Source organism: Streptomyces sp. NPDC053427, assembly GCF_044544985.1.
Taxonomy (GTDB): domain Bacteria; phylum Actinomycetota; class Actinomycetes; order Streptomycetales; family Streptomycetaceae; genus Streptomyces.
Map to the genome: position 1 here is coordinate 268,054 of NZ_JBITYA010000011.1, position 17,360 is coordinate 285,413.

The window sequence follows — 17,360 nt, forward strand, 5'->3', positions numbered from 1 at the left end:
GCCCGTGGCCTGAATGCTGTCATGATCGCGCCGACCGCACCCTACGGGGACCCGCCCGCGCCAGTGATCTTGTACGAACGAAACAAGCCAGGCCGACGCCCCGAATAGGGTGGCCGCATGCGCATACCTCGCCAGGCGGCACGCGTTGCCGTCCTCGACCCCGACGGCGCGATCTTCCTCTTCCGCTACGACAACGAAGAGGTCGGCGCCCACTGGGCCATGCCCGGCGGCGGCCTGAACCCCGGCGAGAGCCCGCGCGAGGGCGCACTGCGCGAACTCCGCGAGGAAACCGGCTGGACCGACCTGGAGCCGGGCCCGTTGCTGGGCACCTGGGAACACGACTTCACCCTCGCCCCGGCCGAGGGGACCTCCGTCGGCGTGCCCGTACGCCAGCACGAGCACCTCTACCTCGCACGCGGTCCGCGCCGGGAACCGGCCGACGGCGTGGCGGCCGCACACGCCGTCGACAGGATCCTGCACGGCCGCTGGTGGACCCCGGCCGAACTGGCCGCCGCCCCCGACCCGCTCTGGCCGCCCCAACTGCCCGCCCTGCTGGCAGCGGTGCGCGACGCCCCGCCCGGCGCCGTCCCCGACCCGGTCGCCCTCGGGTACGTACCGAACGAGGCGCCACCGCCTCCCGAGGTGCTGTGGACACACGGCGCCGCCCTCGCCGCCTGGGCCGCCGAGCGCCCCCTCCCCCTGCACAACTACCGGGTGGACGACGTCGGACTGCACTCCGAGGACATCGGCAACGGCTGGTGGTCGCTGCTCCGGGTCGAGGGCGGACGCGCGGTGCTCTACGGGATCGACAACGACTACAGCGAGAGCATCGCGCAGGTCCCGCCCGTCGATCTGCTGGCCGGGGGCCCGTCATGGCTGCCCTGGGACCGGCTGGCCACGCTGACCGACCGCGGCGAGACCTTCGGCTTCCTCTACTGGTGGGCGGACGGCGCGTGGGGCCGCGCTCCGTTCCCTCACTCGGTGCGCGAGGACGGGCTGCGCAGCATGGTCCCGGACGGCGACGGTGAGGTGCGGGCCGTCCTGGAGGCGCTGGAGGAGGACGGCGCCGAGGCCGCGGACGTGCGGCGCATGGGGACACCCGAGGCGCAGGCGGCCGCCGCGCGCACCGTCGCCCGCCCCCGGCTGCCGGCCGGCCGCGGGGAACCGGCGGGCCGGCGGGTGCCGTGCGATCTGCCGGAACAGTACGCGGGCGTGATCGCGGTCGCGATGCGCGCGGCCGACGAACTGCCGCGCACGACGCCCGCCGCAGGCCCCGCCCTGGAGCGCCTGACGTCCTGGCTGCGCGCCAACCACCCGTCGACCGACGGGCATGGCGCGCTCACCGCGGCGTTCGCCGACGGCGCCGACGCCGGCAACTTCTACCGCCGCGACGGTTTCCACGACGAGCGGGGCACGCGGCTGGGCGACGAGGTGTGCGGACTGCTCGGTGATCTACGGGACGCCGAGGCCGACACCGAAGCCTCGTCCGGCCGCTGGATGTACCTCCGGGTACGGGTCACGGCCGACACCGTCACCGTCGACCGCGCCCACGACCACCTGCCCGACTGGTGGCGCTCCCGTTACGGCAGCGCCGAGGCCCGGCCGGGCACCCTGGCCCGCGAGATGGCAGCCCGCGCACCCCGCTGGCGTCCGTCCTGGGTCGGGCTCCTGGACGAGGACATCCCCCGCAACGGCGCACCCGCGGCGCTCTGCCGCCCCTAAGGGGCTGTCGGCCCCGCCTGGCGCGCCGCCCCCAGCTCCTTCGCCAGCCGCTCCCGCAGCTCCACCTTGCGGACCTTCCCACTCACCGTCATCGGGAACTCCTCGAGGATCTCGAGGTAGCGCGGAATCTTGTAATGCGCGAGCCGGGAGCGGCAGTAGTGCGCCAACTCATCGCGGGTGAACGGGACTTCGGGATCGCGGAGGATGACGCAGGCGGCGATCTCCTCGCCGTACTTCTCATCCGGGACGCCGACGACCTGAACGTCCGCGATCCTGGGATGGGAGTAGAGGAACTCCTCGATCTCCCGCGGATAGACGTTCTCACCGCCCCGGATGATCATGTCCTTGATGCGGCCCACGATCCGTACGTACCCGTCGTCGTTCATCACCGCGAGATCGCCGGTGTGCATCCAGCCCGCGGCGTCGATGACCTCCGCGGTGCGCTCGGGTTCCTCCCAGTAGCCGAGCATCACGCTGTAGCCGCGGGTGCACAGTTCGCCCGGAGTGCCGCGCGGTACGGTCACGCCGGTCGTCGGGTCGCTCACCTTGACCTCGATATGCGGCAGTACCCGGCCCACCGTCGCGGTGCGGTGCTCGAGATCGTCGTCGCGGCGGGTCTGGGTGGAGACCGGCGAGGTCTCGGTCATGCCGTAGCAGATCGACACCTCGGCCATGTGCATCTCGGTGACGACGCGTTTCATGACCTCTTCCGGGCACGGGGAGCCCGCCATGATCCCGGTACGCAGCGAGGAGAGGTCGTACGAGGCGAAGTCGGGGTGATCGAGTTCGGCGATGAACATGGTGGGGACGCCGTAGAGGGAGGTGCAGCGCTCGTCCTGTACGGCCCGGAGCGTGGCGGCGGCGTCGAAGGCGGGGGCCGGGATGACGATGCAGGCGCCGTGCGAGGTGGCGCCCAGGTTGCCCATGACCATGCCGAAGCAGTGGTAGAAGGGGACCGGGAGACAGACCCGGTCGTGTTCGGTGTAGCCGATCGTCTCGCCCACCCAGTAGCCGTTGTTGAGGATGTTGCGGTGGGAGAGGGTGGCGCCCTTGGGGAAGCCGGTGGTGCCGGAGGTGTACTGGATGTTGACCGGGTCGTCGGCGGAGAGGTCCCGCTCGCATACGGCCAGTCGCGCCGGCGGGACGGCCGCGCCGGCCGCCAGCAGGGCGCCCCAGGTGGGGTCACCGATGTGGACGACGTCGCGCAGCGCGGGGCAGTCGGCCCGTACCTGCTCGATCATCCCGCGGTAGTCGCTGCTCCTGTGGTGCAGGGCGGAGACCAGGACGGCGATACCGGCCTGCTGGAGGACGTAGGCCAGCTCATGGACGCGATACGCCGGGTTGACGTTGACGAGGACGGCACCGATCTTGGCGACGGCGTACTGGACGAGCACCCATTCGGCGCAGTTCGGCGACCAGATGCCGACCCGGTCGCCCTTGCCGACCCCTTTGGCGAGCAGGCCCAGGGCCACCTCGTCCACCGCGCGGCCCAGCTCGGCGTACGTCCAGCGGCGGCCGCTCGCCGCCTCGACCAGCGCCTCGCGGTCGCCGAAGCGGGCGAGAGTGAGGGCGAGATCGGCGCCGATGGTACGGCCGAGCAAGGGCCGTTCTGCGCCCCCGCTCGCATACGCGAGCTCCGCCCGCCCGGTCTGCTGCTGGCTGCTGCTCATCGGAGGTTCTCCTCGCGGTACTCGGCTCCGCCGTCGTCCCGCGCGGTGCGCCCGCGCGGCTCGAACGGCGAGACCCTGCGGACGGACGCCTTGACGGGAACACCGGTTTCTGCGGACGGATCGTTTCTCAGCGGTAGCCGAGCGTCAACCCGCCCTGGGACCCGAGGGGCCGAGGCCGGTCCGGTGGATCACGGCCGCTCGACCGCGGTCGCCACAGGGAAGAGGGCCGACAACGAGACAACGGCCGGGCATGCCACGCACGGTGAGGCATGCCGCCTCTTCTCGTCCCCGACCCTCGACGGCGCCGACTGCGAAGAGCGTCGGGCGGGTCAGAGAGCGACCCCGAGGACCCTCCAATCGACCGGGATCCCGTGGTCCGTGAGGATGCCGCTCAGGGGCATCTTGAGGTGAGGCTGGACCGGAGTGTCGTCCCTGGGAACGGCCACGGCTTGTGCCGATACCGGGCCGAGAAGCATCGTGGCGAGCGCGAGACCGGCGAGTGTGCGATGCATGTATGTCATGTCGTGCCAACGAGTCCACGAGGGTCACGTCACCGCCCGGGGCCCGGCCCAGGGCCGGTTGGACTACGGCCCGTTGGCCGATCCATCAGAAGCGCCCTGGTCGGCGATGCCGCTGCGGGCGATGATGCGGTCGATGCGGGCCCGGACGAGGAATTCGCCGGGGACTGCGTTGCGTCGGCCGTAGGCGGCTGCGTTCTCCTGGCCCATGTAGCGGTTCCCGAGGCGGGTGGCCCAGGTGAGGAGTTCGGCCGGGTTGTCGTCGAGTCGAGCGGTGCCGTTGAGTTGTACATAGGAGTACGGCGGGGCTTGGTCGTCGACGCACAGGCTGAAGTGTGGTGAGCGGCGGAGTACTCGTGCCTTGAGGGAGTCGCCCCAGACGGTGAAGACGATTTCCGGTGGTGAGGGGGCGTCGTCCAGGAGAAACCAGATGGGGGTGACATGAGGTTCTCCCGAGGCCCGGGTGACGGCGAGTTTGCCGGTTCGGGTGCCGTGTGAGACGAACATCCGCCATTCGTGTTCCGTCATGGTGCGCACGCTTCGGGCCTTCCTCGGGTGCCGCTCACCGGGCGATGTCGCGTCTCGGCGTTGGTGTGCGTGTCGGTTTCACCGGGCGGCGGCGCGTAGGGCCGCTGCGCGGTCGGTGCGTTCCCAGGTGAAGTCCGGCAGTTCGCGGCCGAAGTGGCCGTACGCCGCCGTCTGCGCGTAGATGGGGCGGAGCAGGTCGAGGTCGCGGATGGTGGCGGCCGGGCGCAGGTCGAAGACCTCGGTGACGGCCCGTTCGATGCGGTTTTGGGACACCGAGGGTTGCGGCGGCTGCCGGCCGGGGTGGGTGGAGAGGACCGGAGCACCCCCGTCGCGGGGGTGCCCGGGGGTGCTCCGGTCCGGTCTGGGAGGGGTGGTGGGACGGTGGCTCAGGTGGCGCGGCAGCGCAGCAGGATGAGAGTCGGGTTGGCCCGCCAGTCGTCCCAGAAGGAGTCGCCCATGGCGTTGATGCCGTCTGCGGCGATGTGGACGGGTTCCCAGGTCACGTCGGTGAAGCCGGTGGCCTTGAGGGCGCTCTCGTAGACGTCGCGGCGTGGAAAGTGGGCGGTGATGGTGACGGTGGGGTCCAGGAGTGCGGTGATGCGGGCACGCGGGCCGACGGCGGTCGGTTCCTGGTATTCGTGCAGGAAGCCGTACTTCCTGGTGGAGGGGCCGTCGAAGCGGTAGTCGGGGTTCTGGGTGAGGGTGAGGAACTCCCCGCCGGGTGCGAGGGCGCCGCGGACGCCCTCGCACATGCGCTTCATGGCGGTCTCGCTGTCGGCGTAGTTGAGCAGGTAGGCGGCGGCAGCTACGTCGAACGGGGCGTCCTCGAGGGTGAGTTCGGCGACGTCGGCGGTCTCGTAGCGGACTCCTGCCGGGCTGCGTTCCTCGATTGCCCGGGCGGCGTCGATCATGGCGGGTGAGATGTCCACTCCGACCACGTCTGCGGCACCGAGTTCCTTGATGCGGCGGGTGTAGAACCCGGTGCCGCACGCCAAGTCGAGAACCGAGCGTCCGACAACGTCGTCCAACATCCCCATGAAGCTGGGGAGTTCGGAGTATTTGATCATCGGCAGGGATTTGAATCCCTCGTAGGCCACGCCGATTTCGTCGTACTGGTCAACGCTCATGTCGTTTCTCTCCTCTTCGGCCGTTCGGTGCGGCCGCCAGGTTCGGCCGTCAGGCGGAGAGCCCGTCGGGTGATGCTGCGGTGGCCGGGCGGGTGCGGAGTGCGATCAGCATGCCGATCAGGGAGAGCACGACGATTGCGGCTCCCACGTAGGCGAGGGTGGTGACCTCGGTGCCGGAGCCGAGCAGCCGGGATCCGGTCCAGGAGCCGGCGGCGTTGCCGAGGTTGAACGCCGAGGTGTTGGCGGCGAGGACCAGGGTGGAGCCGCCGCCTGCGGCGCCCAGCGCCCATGCCTGCAGGGGAGGTACGAGGGCTCCGGAAGCCAGGCCGATCAGGAGTACCGCGGCGATGGTGGGTACCGGCCGGCCGGCGCCGACGCCGATGAGGAGCAGCATCGCGGCGAGCAGGGCCAGCATGGCGGCGAGTGTGCCGCGCAGGGATTTGTCGGCGAACCGTCCGCCGAGTGCGTTGCCGATGAAGCCGCCCATGCCGAAGACGAACAGCATGCCGGCGGATACTCCGGCGCTGAAGCCGGTGACGTGGCGCAGCAGAGGGGTGATGTAGCTGTAGAGCAGGAACCAGCCGGTCTGTGAGACGACGGTGATGCCCATTGCCCACAGGACCTGGGATGTGCCGAGCGCGCCGATTTCGGCGCGCAGTAAGACTTTCTGTCCGCCGCCCAGTCCGCCGGGGATGAGGAAGCCGATGGCGACGACGCCGACGACGGCGGCGCCCGCCACTGTCCAGAAGGTGGCTCGCCAGCCCCATTGTTCACCGATGACGGTGCCGAGGGGACCGCCGAGCACGGTTGCCAGTCCCAGGCCGCCGGCGACCCAGGCGATGGCGGATGCCTGGCGGCCGGGGGGCGAGAGCCGGATTGCCAGCAGGATGCTGACGGCGGCGAAGGTGCTGTGGGTGAGTGCGCCGATGGTGCGGGCCGCCATCAGCGTGTCGAAGGTGGGGGCGAGGGCGCCGAGGACGTTGGCGAGCGCGAAGGCCACGAGGAGGGCGAGGGCCAGTTTTTTGGGCGCCATGCGGGCGGTCAGGACGGTGACGACGGGGCCGCCGATGGCAACGGCGAATGCGTAGACGCTCAGCAGCTGGCCGGCGGTCGCCACCGTTACGTGCATGTCGCTGGAGACGTCGAGGAGCAGTCCGATCAGCGCGAACTCTGCGGAGCAGAGGGCGAAGACGGAGAGCGACAGGGCCACCAGCGGCACCACGGAGAAGCGCTCGACTACCGGATCGGCAGCCGTGACGGGTGCCGCGGGCACCGCCGGATCACTGGGCTCGCCTCCAGGCGCCAGTGCCGTGGACTGCGGATTCGATGAGGCGGACAAGGGTGTGACCTCCTAGCCGTTCGACCGGGTGCGTTCGCTTGCGTCGACCGCTCCTCCCGGGATGCATATGTCGATGCGACCTATATCGCTCTCGCTGTATGTCGTATCGACCTATTGCGAGTTTAGCCGTATGCTGGTGAGCCATGTCAAGCACACTTGATCTGGCCGTTCTCGGCTTCCTCCACGAGGAGCCCCTGCACGGATACGAACTGCGCGTCCGGCTCGCCCGGCTGACCGGACACGTGCGCGCCGTCAGCCAGGGCACGCTCTACCCGGCCATCAAGCGGATGGAAAAGGCCGGCCTGCTCAAGCGAACGCCCGAACAGGGCTCGGCCGCCGCGCCCCGCCAAGTGCTGACCCTGACCGACCACGGCGAGGAGACGCTGCGCACGTTGTTGCGCAAGCCCGACGAACCGTTCATCACCGACGAGAACCGGTGGTTCGTGCTGCTCGCCTTCCTGCGCCATCTGCCGGACCCGGCAGCACAGGCCGAGGTGCTGCAGCGGCGGCTGGACTTCCTCAGCGAGCCCAGCAGCTACTTCTACGACGGCGACCGGCCGCTCAGCGCCCAAGAGGTCGACGACCCGTTCCGCAAGGGGGTCCTGGCCATCGCCCGGGCCACCTCTCGCGCGGAACTCACCTGGCTCCGGGAGACGTTGCAGCAGCTGACCAGCGCGGCCTCGGAGGCTTCCAGCCGCTGACGGTTTCGAACAGGCCCTCCGCACTACGGATGGGAACCAGCGAACGGCTCTCCTCGGCACTCATGAACCCGTAGTTGGCGGTCTTGAGTGCCAGGGAGACCAACCGGTTCCAGTACCCCTCCGTATCGAGGAGCATGAGCGGCTTTTGGTGGTGGCCGAGCACCAGGCCCGCCCAGACCTCGAAGAGTTCCTCCAGGGTGCCGACGCCGCCGGGAAGGGCGACGAAACAGTCCCCGAGCTCTTCCATCAAGGCCTTGCGCTCCTGCATGGAATCGACCACCCGGAGCTCGGTGAGCGAGGTGTGCGCGACCTCCGCGTCGACCAGGGACTGCGGGATGACACCGGTCACCTTGCCGCCGTTGGCCAGCGCGGCGTCGGCGATCACACCCATCAGGCCTACGCTGCCACCGCCGTAGACAATCTCGCAGCCCCGCTGGGCCAGCCGGGCCGCGAACCGGCCGGCCTCCTCGGCGAACACAGGCCGGTTACCCGACGAGGACCCGGCATAGATGGTGACGCGCATTTGGACCTCCTGTTGAGGGGATACCGCCGCGACCGGAGGCGGACCGGTCCCAGTGGCCGAAGACCGGGACCCGCGGTTACGGGCTGACCCGCCCGAACTTCTCGAACGCGGCATGGGTGTGCGGCATCAGACGCGCGAACTCGATCTCCATGCCCTCCGCGACCAGCTCGATCTCCCTCTGGGGCGAGGACGGGTACGCGGCGTCGGGCCGGTTGGTGCGCAGCCCCAGGAAGTGCATCAGGGCCCGCGCGTTGCAGGTCGCGTACACGGAGGAGTACGTCGCCACGGGCAGCACCATGCGGGCGATCTCCCGGGCGATGCCGCTCTCCAGCATCCGGCTGTACTCGCGGAACGCCGCCCCGTACACCGACCGGGCGGAGGTCACGACGTCCTCCAGGTCGCCGGGGGCTCCCGGCACGTAGTTGTAGTGGCCCGGCTTGCCTTCCTGCCGCAGCAGCCGGTCGCTGTCCGGGACGTAGAACACCGGGTCCATCTCCCGGTAGCGCGCGCTCTCCTCGTTGAACGACCAGGTGCGGTGGCGCATGAGGTGGCGCACGGTGAAGATCGGCGCGTTGATGAGGAAGGTCATGTAGTTGTGTTCGAAGGGGCTTCCGTGCCGGCTGCGCATCAGGTAGTTGATGAGCCCCGCGGCGTACGTGTCGCCGCGCTCCTCCTGATGGGCCCGCTCACCCGCGGTGGACACCCGGGCCGCCCGTACGACACCGATGTCGTCGGCCCGGTGGTCGACCAGCTCGACCGTGATGCTGCTGCGCAGTTCGATGTCGGTGCCGGGGCCGGAGTCGAAGGCCGGGGTGGTGACCAAGGGGGTTTCGGTCATGGACGTCATAATGGTCCGCCTGTTTCTGTCAAGGAGCCGAGAGCTCCGGTTCGAGTGAGGGGCGCTCGTCGCGTCCGGGGCGCAAAGTGAGGTCCGGCGACTGGCAGGCCAGCGCGGCGGCAAGCAGGACAGCGAGGGAGGAGAGGACCGCGCCGGCCCCGGTGCCGGCGTCCCCGGGGAAGAGTGCGTCGACGGCCAGCGCGCCCAGGGTCTGCCCGGCCACCATGGCCAGTCCCATCACCAGCACGCCGATGCGGCGTACCAGAAGGACCGAGGCGAGGACGAAGAGCAGGCCCAGCAGTCCGCCGGAGTAGAGCAGGGGATCGTCCGGCCAGTGGTGCGGGAGGCCGTTGCGGGCCAGGTCGATGCACAGCGCGATGCCGAGCACGACGGCGGCGAGCAGGAAGTTCAGGGTGACGGACGGGTAGGGGGTGCGGGCCGACACGTTGAGCCGGCCGTTGACCGCCATCTGCCAGGACAGGCCCACACCGGCCAGGAACGGCAGCACGGCGAGCCACCCTGCCGTCGTGCCGAACGATCCGAGCAGCGGCACGGCCACCGCCACCAGCGCCAGTGCCGCGCCGGCCAGCCGCCGGGGGGTGACCCGGCAGGCGCCGCCCGGCCCGAGCCCGAAGTGGTCGACCCACAGCCCGCTCAGCGTCTGCCCGCCGACCAGGGCCACCGTGTAGGCCGCGGTGCCCAGGACCGCGGTGCTGACCCCTTGGGAGAGGACGACGACTCCGCCGACCAGGCCGCCGAGGAAGTGGTACGGCCGCAGTCGGCCGACGGCACCGGCCGGCCGGCGTACGGCATCGGCCAGGCGCCGCACCCCGCCCCGGAATACGGGCAGCAGCGGACAGACGATCAGCAGGAGCGCCAGACCCGCCGCATCGGACAAGGTGGCGGCTGCCACCCCGTCGTGCACGCGCCCACCCAGCCTGCCGTTCACCCATGCCTGGACGGAGAGCACCGCACCGGCCGCGACCGAGAGGACGATCGCCGGCACCCGGGCTCTCCCCGGCCGGCGGGCGGCCGGGGAGGGCGGTGGCGTCCTCATATTCCGTAGGCGGCGCCGAGCTTGCCGACCAGGTACGCACCCGACGTGGTCGAAGCGTGCCGCGGGGGGTTGTCCGGACCACTGCAGGTGGGGATGCACTCGATGGGAGCCGTGTAGTTGGGCTGGAGGAAGAACGGGATGGAGTACCGCTCGCGGTGGGCGACCTCGCGCGGCGGATTGACGACCCGGTGCACCGTGCTGACCCAGCGGTCGTTGGTCCACACGGCCATCAGATCACCGATGTTGACGACGAAGGTCCCCTCGACGGCGGGTACGTCGACCCAGGCGCCGGACTTGTCGCGTACCTGCAGGCCGCCGGGCGCGCCGTCCTGGTAGAGGACGGTCAGCAGCCCCCAGTCGCTGTGCACCCCCTTGCGGAGCTGGCCGGGCTGCGGCGGATTCTCCTGCCCGGGGTAGTAGTTGGCGGTCATGTTCGAGATGTGGTGGTCGATCTTGTCCTCGAACCAGTTCTCGTGGAGTCCCAGGGCGAGCGCCATCAGCCGGGCCAGCTCCCCTGCCAGCTGCTCCATCTCGCGGTAGTACGCGAGGTAGGCCGCGCGGAATCCGTCGAGCACCGGCCATTTGTTGAGGGTGACGAGCCCGCGCCGGGCATCGTCGGGGATGCCGGTGGCGCCCACGTCGCCGAGCCTGTTGTACGTGTACGTCTCGGACAGGTCGGCCAGCTTCCTGGCCTGCTCCGCGTCCACCCCGTCGTTCGCGGCGCCGAGGTTCCCCTCGACACCGAAGCCGCGCATCAGCGGGTCGGCCGGGTCGGCGAGCAACTGGCGCTTGGTCTGCGCGGGGAGGGCGAAGAACTGCTTGGTCGCCTCGTAGACGCCCTGGATGCGTGACTCGGGCACTCCGTGGCCGGTGATGGCCATGAAGCCGCTGGTCTCGCAGACCTCCCCGATGGCGCGGGCGACCTGCAGACGGCGGAAGGGGTCGCCCTTCCGGGCCGAGGAGATGTCGATGACGGGCACATAGCCGTGCGCGAGGGTGACCGGAGCGTCGCCCGTCGCCGGGGCGCCGGACCGGCCAGCGGCCGGCGTTTCAGTGATCATGTGTCAACTCCCTTGTGCAGTGACGTTTTCGGGGGCTTGGACGATCGCCGACACCCAGGTGAGACCGGCACCCGCCCCGATCAGCAGCGCCATCTCGCCGGGCGCCAGAATCCGGCTTTCGTGCAGGTCGTTGAGGTCCGCGCCCCAGTCACCGCAGCCCAGATGTCCGGTGAGGTCGTCGAAGCGCAGATACTCCACGTCCAGCAGGTCCTGCAGCGCGGGCATATAGAGAGTTGCCACTCCGCCGGCGCCGATGCGCGGCAGGACCACATACCGCAGCCGGGGGTCGTGTGCCTCGATCCCGGCGTCGTCGAGGGTCGCCTTGACCAGGCTGGTGAGGTGGTCGTAGGCGACGCTGCCGAGCAGCTCCGCGCCCTTGCGGGCGGAGTCGAGAACGCTGAAGGGCAGCTCGACCTGCATGGGCATGTCGGCGAACGGCCGGTCGCCGCGCACCAGGACCTCCAGCTCCGGAGCCACGTATGTGTTGACCGCGAGCAGCGAGAACGCGGCGCCCGGCTCGTCGGAGCGGTCCAGCAGGATGGCGGTGCCGGAGTCTCCGAGCGGCATGGACGGCTGGAAGTTCCAGCGGTCGATGCCCGGCAGCACGAACCGGTCGGAGCTGGAGACCAGGGCCTTGCGGCTGGCGGGATCGGCGGTGAGCCGGAGGGCGGCGTCCTGGAGGGCCAGCCCGCCGCCGTCGCAGCCCTGGTGGAGGGCGAGCGGCAGGCAGTTCGTCGCGCCGAGCAGCTTCGCGATGTAGTGCGGGGGCGACCACATGTCATGCCCCTGGTGGTAGATCCAGGTGTGGATCAGGACGTCGAGCTCGCTGCCGTCCCATAGGGCTCGGTCCAGTGCGATCCGGGCCGCCCGTACAGCCATGTCCGGTGCGGAGATGTCGGACGCCACCGGGAGCGCCGTGATGCCCATGCGCTGGGCCACTTCCGGGATGAGCCGTCCCTCGGCCACTGCCTGGGCGGTGGTGTCGAGAGCCGGTGGCGTCCAGGCCCCCACCGCTCGTATCTGCACGTCGGTTCCGAATCTCATACCGCTTCCCTCCGGGAACGGGCCGAACGGGCCGTTGACAAGCCATGCAAGCAGCCCCCTCGTGACATGTCAATACTGTCATTGACATGTGCGAGGGTTCGTCAAGTCAAAGCAATAGTTGTCATGTCGACGCGTTGCGACGTCCGGCGGCGACGCAGCACAGCGCCATCAGGCCGACGGCTGCCATGACCGCCCAGGCCCCGCCTTCGAGCTGCTCGTAGAGCCGCCCGAAGGCGAAGGGGCCGACGGCGGCCCCCAGCGAGACACCCATCTGCGTCATGGCGGTGGCGTGCTTCTCGTGGCCGGGATACGAGGCTCCCGCCACGTGGTGCAGCAGCCCGGCCCAGCCCCAGCCGCCCGTATAGGTGAGAACGGCGCCGACGACGCCGCTGACGGCGCCTCCCCCGGCCAGCAGCAGGGCGCCGCCCGCACCGGTCGCGAACATGACGCCCAGCAGCCGCCACGTCCACCTGCCCGCCCGGTCCGTCGCCCAGCCCGCGCCGATCCGCACCAGCACCGAAAGCCCCGCGGCACCTGCCGCGAGAAAGCCGGCCGTGCCGAGCGGGAAGCCGTCCCCCTGCAGGGTCAGGATGAGGAACCCACCCAGGCTGTTGCCGATCACCGCGCCCAGCAGCCCGGCGGCCGCGAGCGCCACCAGCCGCCGGTCCCAGGGCAGCCCGCCCTCCGTGCCGGACAGCTCCAGCAGGGACCCGCGCCGGGCCCGCGTCAGCAGCACCGCCGCGTACCCGGCGCACACCACCGCGCCGCCCGCGAAGACCGCCCACCAACCCAGCGGCACCGCGCACAACGGGACGGCGACACTGCACAGCAGGGTCGCGGCCGGCACGGCCGCCTGTTTGAGGCCGAACGCCGTGCCGTGCCGCCGCGGCGGACACCGGCGCATCAGCAGGAAGTTGGTGTACGGCTGGCTGAACCCGTAGACGCACCCGCCGAGCGCCGATCCCGCCCACAGGCCCGGGCCCGGCACGGCGGCGCCCGCTCCGAGTGCGGCGGCGGTGACGAGCAGCGCCACGGCGACGACGCTCTCGGCGGGCACCGGCATCCTGATCCGGCGGCTGGTGTACGCGCCGAGCAGCGACCCGAGCCAGTAGACGGCCAGCACCGCGCCGATCCGGCCGGTGCCCCAGCCCAGTTGGCGGCAGATCAGGCTGCTCGCGGCCCCGGGCAGGAAAACGGGCATCGAGGTCAGCGTGGTCACGGCGGCGACGTGCCAGGCGGCGCCCAGCCCGCGGCCGGACCGCCCGCCCGCCCCGAGAGCCGCCTGCGGGGCGGGGGTCCCGGCGGGCGCGGCGAACGGGCGCTGTGCCGGTCGCACGGAGGACAGCGAAGGGAGCGTCCGGGACGGTGCCTTGCTCATGCCGTGCTGCCCTCCCGGGTGCGCCCCGGCTGCCGGCGCCGCGCCGCACCCAGACCGAGCAGCGCGCTCGCGATGGCGTCCGAGTCCTCAAGGGTGACCGAGCCCACGCACGGCCGGATCCCCGCGGCGGTCACCCAGTGGACGCCTTCGGTCGGCACCCCCAGCACGAATCTGCGCGGGTGCGCCCGGCCCCCGGCCGTGACCAGTCGCCCCGGTCGCCCGGTCACGGCCAGCGCGCCGGTGTTGTACGCCGGGCCGTCCGCTTCCGGGACGGTGAAGGACGTGGCCTGCCCGTGTGCCAGCAGGTCCCGCAGCAGCGGGTCCGCGGTACGGCGGACGTCGGTCCCGGGGAGCCGCGCCTCGATCAGGGCCCCGGCCAGCACCGGCTCTCCCGGCACCACCGACGACCGGGCGAGGAAGCCCCGCCCGGCCGCGTCCGGCGTGACCTCCAGCCGCGGGCCGACCAGCCGCAGCACCCCCGCTTCCATCAGCGCAACGGCCTCCTCGGTACGCCGGCCGGGCGGCCCGATGGAGAGAAAGGCGTTCAACGGGGTGTACCAGCCGCGCAGTTCGTCGCGGTAGGAACGGCCGGTGATGCCGGCGTGGTCGACGATCTGCCGGACCGCGTTGCGCAGATCGCGCAGTACGTCCACCGCGGCCTTCACCGGGTCGCAGACATTGCCCCCGCGGGCCCGATCGGCGTCCCGCCGCAGATACTCCTGTGCCCACAGCCCGTACGCGTCGGGGCCGTCGAAGGCCAGATCGCGGTACGGCTCCGCGATCCGCTGCCAGTCCCATCGGGCCCGGACCCCGATCCCGTGCGCGTCGAGCAGCGCGTCCTCGGCGGCGCCGCCCCGCTCGGTCGCCGGAAACCGGCGCCGGAACCCCCGCACGTCGGCGGCGGAGAGGCCCCGCTTGCCCAGCAGGGCGCAGTAGTAGACGGTTTCCACTTCCTTGGCGACGAGGGGCCAGACATCCCGCCGGAAGGTGACGTCACCGTGCTCGGCCGCCCGCCGCCGCAGGCGCCGTATCACCGCCGGTGTCAGCAGCAGCGGTTCGTGCATGCCGTGCGCGCCCTTTTCGTTCTCGCCGCGCGCGTGGTACGGGACACCGCGCCGCGAGCCCGCGTGGAGCACCGGTTCCCGGCCGGAGGGGCGGTAGCGGAGCCTGCCGTGCGGTCCGGTCACGAAGGAGCCGCCGCGTCCCGCGGTGAACAGGGCCATGTAGTCGAAGAAGTTGAGGCCCAGGCCGCGCAGCAGCACCGGGGTGCCGGGGGCGATCTGGGACAGGTCGACGTCGGCCGGGTTGGCCGGGCCCACGTACCGCAGGCCGTTGCTCTCGGCGTAGAGCCCGAGTTCGGTCTCCGCCTCCGTCGGGGCCATCGGCACATGCCCCTGGGCCAGTACCACCGCGTCCAGGCCGGTCAGGACCGTCCCGCCGGCCAGTTCGAGCCCCTGCCCCGCCGCGTCCTCGAAGAGGCGCACGGCGCGGTCCTGGTGGATCCGCACCGTCATGCCGTCCGGCACCCGGCCGACGATGTACTGCAGCGCCCAGCGCAGATACCTGCCGTACAGGGCCCGGGGAGCGTAGTCGTCGGGTCTGAGCGCGCCGGTGCGTGCCTGCGGCGACGAGCGCGCCCATTCGTAGAGGCTCGGGCCGCGCAGCACCGGGACGTCGCGTCCCACGGTGCTGTCGGCGAAGGCCGTGACCTGTGAGGCGACGGTGTTCATCAGCAGGTGTGCGGACTGGTCCTCGCGCCAGACGGCGCCCGCACCTGCCGGATGGGCGTCGATCAGGTGGACCGTCACGCGCGCGTTGCGGTCTTCTCCCTTCGCGACCCTGGCCGAGAGCCGTTCCAGAACGGACAGACCCCGCGGGCCCGACCCGACGACTCCTATGTTCGTGCTCGTACTCACGCTGGCCTCCTGAACTGTGGGGGGGAGTGCCGGTGGAGCACCGAGAGCGGCACGCAGTCGCGTGGTCCGCCGCACGGCGACGAGTTGCTCAAGGACGGGACATGCACCGGGCAAGGGGCCTCGGTGGACGGCTGCCGCACCGCCGCACGACAGGGTGTCGCTGTGGGCGGGTCCATGGCGGGCTCGGTCGGGCCGTCGGTGCCGGAGCAGCGTGCAGTGCGCTCCTGAAAACCATGCGTCTCCCCCGTGCATCGCATTCCGAGCTCATAGTGCCCGACCCGGGAGAGAGACAGAAATAGCTCTTGAAGCGCACTTATAGCCCGTACGCATCAATCGAGCAGTACATGCCATAAGTCCTGGGACGACGCTCGCGGGCGGGCCGTTCACAGACGCCTGACGGCGGGCGAACGGGGGTGCGGCAGCGCGGAGTTGACGGAAAACGGGGGTATCCGCGGGCGGGCGAACGCGCGCCCGCGGCCAGGAGGAGGGGTGTGCGGTCAGGAGGACCTGAGGCCGTCGCGCTCCTCCTGGTGGGCCATCCCATCGGCCGGCAGCAACCCTGCCACGGCGGAGGCCCGCCGGTAGCAGATGAGGGCGGAGCGCACGTCGCCGTCGGACTCGTACAGTTCGGCGAGTTCGAGGTAGGCGCCGGCGCTCTGCCGGTCCGCACCGAGACCCGTCAGCTCGGCGGCCGCCTCCTCGAAGTGCTCGGCGGAGCCGTGCTCGCCGAGCGTCCACATGGCCCGTCCCAGGGCCAGCAGGGCGTGCGCCCGCAGACGACGCCAGGAGGGGCCGACGCGCTCGAGTGCCGACCGGGCGGCGTCCCGGGCGCGCGCCGCGTCGCCGGCCGCGAGAAGCAGTCCGGCGTGGGCGGTCTCGGCGGCGGCGATGTCCGCGGGCGAGCCCCACGCGCGCAGTTCACGCAGGGCCGGCTCCAGGCTGCGCGGCGAGCCGTCCCCGGGCAGCGAGCCGTGCCGCAGCAGCACCGCCGTGGCGGCGACGCGCAGCCGGGCGAGGGGGCAGCCGCCGTCACCACTGCGGCAGATGTCGACGGACCGCTGCGCGAGCGCGACGGCGTGCCCCATCCGGCCCGCAGCCCGGGCCGCGTCGGCGGCCGCGTCGTACGCCCGCGCCCAGTCGTCGCGGCCTGGCAGCCGGTCGGTGACGGCCACCGCCCACCCGAGGAGTTCGGCGGCCGCGGCGCCCTGGCCGACATCCCAGCGCAACTCCGCGACCAGCGCGGCCAGTTCGAGCCCGGCCGGCGTTTCGGCCAGGCCCAGGCTCTCGGCGGAGCGCAGCGCCTCCTCGGCCAGCCGCGCGGCCTCGGGCAGGTCACCGCTCTCCCGGCGGCACCGCAGGAGGCCGAGCACGACCTCGATCCGGCCGACGCAGTCGTCCTGCTGGGTGCCGAAGGCGTCGAGCCACTCCTGACGGAGCCGGGCGGCCTCGGCGAGCTGACCCAGTGCCTCCAGGGCTTCGGCGCGACCGAGCAGGGCCTCCGCCAGGAGCGCGGGGGCGGCCGAGCCGTCGCCGCTCAGCGCGGTGAACCGGTCGAGCGCGGCCTGCGGGTCACCGGTCAGCAGGGCGAGCCGGGCGCGGTGCAACAGCAGGGAGGTCTCCATGGACGCGTCCAGCGGCGGCTGCGGGACGGTGACCCCGGTGTCGCCGACGAGCTCGACGGCCGAGATGCCGAGCCGGGCGGCGAGCTTGACGAGGACCTCGTCCGTGGGCGGGCGTTTGCCGCTCTCCAGGAGGCTGATGTGGCTGGCGGACAGCGTGGTGCCACCCAGCTCGGCCTGACTCAGTGCCTTCTGTCGGCGGAGCGCACGCAGCCGACGGCCAAAGGACAGCTGGTCCATTGGCCCTCCTTTTCTTGCTGGTCACAAAACAGCATCCGGGTTGTCATACGCTATCCCCGTTGTGAAGCCGCCATCATGC

14 protein-coding genes and 1 pseudogene are annotated in these 17,360 nt (G+C 71.4%); 2 read left to right on the forward strand and 13 right to left on the reverse strand.

Annotated features, from left to right (window positions below; genetic code table 11):
* The first annotated feature begins 117 nt into the window (after positions 1-117).
* Entirely contained in the window at positions 118-1,722 is a 1,605-nt protein-coding gene (locus ACIGWZ_RS29515) for an NUDIX hydrolase (protein ID WP_400069745.1), read from the forward strand.
* Here the strand turns inward: ACIGWZ_RS29515 and ACIGWZ_RS29520 are convergent.
* The 5 genes and pseudogenes from ACIGWZ_RS29520 to ACIGWZ_RS29540 all read right to left on the reverse strand — a co-directional run bounded on the left by ACIGWZ_RS29520 (position 1,719) and on the right by ACIGWZ_RS29540 (position 6,904).
* The gene (locus ACIGWZ_RS29520) at positions 1,719-3,392 is read right to left on the reverse strand and encodes an AMP-binding protein (RefSeq protein WP_400069746.1); all 1,674 of its coding nucleotides are present in this window, start codon (positions 3,390-3,392) and stop codon (positions 1,719-1,721) included. The genes ACIGWZ_RS29515 and ACIGWZ_RS29520 overlap by 4 nt on opposite strands.
* A gap of 584 nt (positions 3,393-3,976) precedes the next feature.
* Positions 3,977-4,438: a PPOX class F420-dependent oxidoreductase gene (locus tag ACIGWZ_RS29525; protein ID WP_400069747.1), complete on the reverse strand. Its 462-nt coding sequence runs from the start codon at positions 4,436-4,438 to the stop codon at positions 3,977-3,979.
* A 78-nt stretch (positions 4,439-4,516) separates the two neighbouring features.
* Positions 4,517-4,711 (reverse strand): annotated as a pseudogene (locus ACIGWZ_RS29530) (methionine adenosyltransferase domain-containing protein); the annotation flags it as partial.
* Positions 4,712-4,824: 113 nt separating this feature from the next.
* A complete protein-coding gene (locus ACIGWZ_RS29535) occupies positions 4,825-5,565 on the reverse strand; it encodes a class I SAM-dependent methyltransferase (RefSeq protein ID WP_400069748.1) in 741 nt (246 codons plus the stop codon).
* A 49-nt stretch (positions 5,566-5,614) separates the two neighbouring features.
* Positions 5,615-6,904 (reverse strand): MFS transporter, encoded by a 1,290-nt coding sequence (locus ACIGWZ_RS29540; protein WP_400069749.1) that lies wholly within the window; start codon positions 6,902-6,904, stop codon positions 5,615-5,617.
* Positions 6,905-7,047: 143 nt separating this feature from the next.
* Here ACIGWZ_RS29540 and ACIGWZ_RS29545 point away from each other — a divergent pair, with 143 nt between their 5' ends.
* Positions 7,048-7,605 (forward strand): PadR family transcriptional regulator, encoded by a 558-nt coding sequence (locus tag ACIGWZ_RS29545; protein ID WP_400069750.1) that lies wholly within the window; start codon positions 7,048-7,050, stop codon positions 7,603-7,605.
* Here the strand turns inward: ACIGWZ_RS29545 and ACIGWZ_RS29550 are convergent.
* The 8 genes from ACIGWZ_RS29550 to ACIGWZ_RS29585 form a co-directional block, all read right to left on the reverse strand.
* A complete protein-coding gene (locus tag ACIGWZ_RS29550; protein ID WP_400069751.1) occupies positions 7,541-8,128 on the reverse strand; it encodes a TIGR00730 family Rossman fold protein in 588 nt (195 codons plus the stop codon). The genes ACIGWZ_RS29545 and ACIGWZ_RS29550 overlap by 65 nt on opposite strands.
* Before the next feature lie 76 nt (positions 8,129-8,204).
* Positions 8,205-8,966 (reverse strand): FAD-dependent thymidylate synthase, encoded by a 762-nt coding sequence (gene thyX, locus ACIGWZ_RS29555; protein WP_400069752.1) that lies wholly within the window; start codon positions 8,964-8,966, stop codon positions 8,205-8,207.
* 28 nt (positions 8,967-8,994) lie between these two features.
* Positions 8,995-9,972 (reverse strand): DMT family transporter, encoded by a 978-nt coding sequence (locus ACIGWZ_RS29560; protein ID WP_400069753.1) that lies wholly within the window; start codon positions 9,970-9,972, stop codon positions 8,995-8,997.
* A 47-nt stretch (positions 9,973-10,019) separates the two neighbouring features.
* Positions 10,020-11,084: an isopenicillin N synthase family dioxygenase gene (locus ACIGWZ_RS29565; RefSeq protein ID WP_400069754.1), complete on the reverse strand. Its 1,065-nt coding sequence runs from the start codon at positions 11,082-11,084 to the stop codon at positions 10,020-10,022.
* 3 nt (positions 11,085-11,087) lie between these two features.
* Positions 11,088-12,128, reverse strand: coding sequence for a ketoacyl-ACP synthase III family protein (locus tag ACIGWZ_RS29570; protein WP_400069755.1), 1,041 nt, complete (start codon positions 12,126-12,128; stop codon positions 11,088-11,090).
* 121 nt (positions 12,129-12,249) lie between these two features.
* A complete protein-coding gene (locus ACIGWZ_RS29575; protein ID WP_400069756.1) occupies positions 12,250-13,506 on the reverse strand; it encodes an MFS transporter in 1,257 nt (418 codons plus the stop codon).
* Complete coding sequence (locus ACIGWZ_RS29580; RefSeq protein WP_400069757.1) at positions 13,503-15,422, reverse strand: FAD/NAD(P)-binding protein; 1,920 nt, start codon at positions 15,420-15,422, stop codon at positions 13,503-13,505. Before ACIGWZ_RS29580 ends, ACIGWZ_RS29575 begins: the two co-directional genes overlap by 4 nt.
* Before the next feature lie 497 nt (positions 15,423-15,919).
* Complete coding sequence (locus tag ACIGWZ_RS29585) at positions 15,920-17,281, reverse strand: helix-turn-helix domain-containing protein (RefSeq protein WP_400069758.1); 1,362 nt, start codon at positions 17,279-17,281, stop codon at positions 15,920-15,922.
* Between the last annotated feature and the right edge of the window lie 79 nt (positions 17,282-17,360).

Bases quoted from the DNA above. Each gene is read 5' to 3' on its own strand.
- ACIGWZ_RS29565 (WP_400069754.1), bottom strand. From the start codon at position 11,084: ATGATCACTGAAACGCCGGCCGCTGGCCGGTCCGGCGCCCCGGCGACG.
- ACIGWZ_RS29520 (WP_400069746.1), bottom strand. From the start codon at position 3,392: ATGAGCAGCAGCCAGCAGCAGACCGGGCGGGCGGAGCTCGCGTATGCG.
- ACIGWZ_RS29570 (WP_400069755.1), bottom strand. From the start codon at position 12,128: ATGAGATTCGGAACCGACGTGCAGATACGAGCGGTGGGGGCCTGGACG.
- ACIGWZ_RS29535 (WP_400069748.1), bottom strand. From the start codon at position 5,565: ATGAGCGTTGACCAGTACGACGAAATCGGCGTGGCCTACGAGGGATTC.
- ACIGWZ_RS29515 (WP_400069745.1), top strand. From the start codon at position 118: ATGCGCATACCTCGCCAGGCGGCACGCGTTGCCGTCCTCGACCCCGAC.
- ACIGWZ_RS29525 (WP_400069747.1), bottom strand. From the start codon at position 4,438: ATGACGGAACACGAATGGCGGATGTTCGTCTCACACGGCACCCGAACC.
- thyX (WP_400069752.1), bottom strand. From the start codon at position 8,966: ATGACCGAAACCCCCTTGGTCACCACCCCGGCCTTCGACTCCGGCCCC.
- ACIGWZ_RS29550 (WP_400069751.1), bottom strand. From the start codon at position 8,128: ATGCGCGTCACCATCTATGCCGGGTCCTCGTCGGGTAACCGGCCTGTG.
- ACIGWZ_RS29585 (WP_400069758.1), bottom strand. From the start codon at position 17,281: ATGGACCAGCTGTCCTTTGGCCGTCGGCTGCGTGCGCTCCGCCGACAG.
- ACIGWZ_RS29545 (WP_400069750.1), top strand. From the start codon at position 7,048: ATGTCAAGCACACTTGATCTGGCCGTTCTCGGCTTCCTCCACGAGGAG.
- ACIGWZ_RS29575 (WP_400069756.1), bottom strand. From the start codon at position 13,506: ATGAGCAAGGCACCGTCCCGGACGCTCCCTTCGCTGTCCTCCGTGCGA.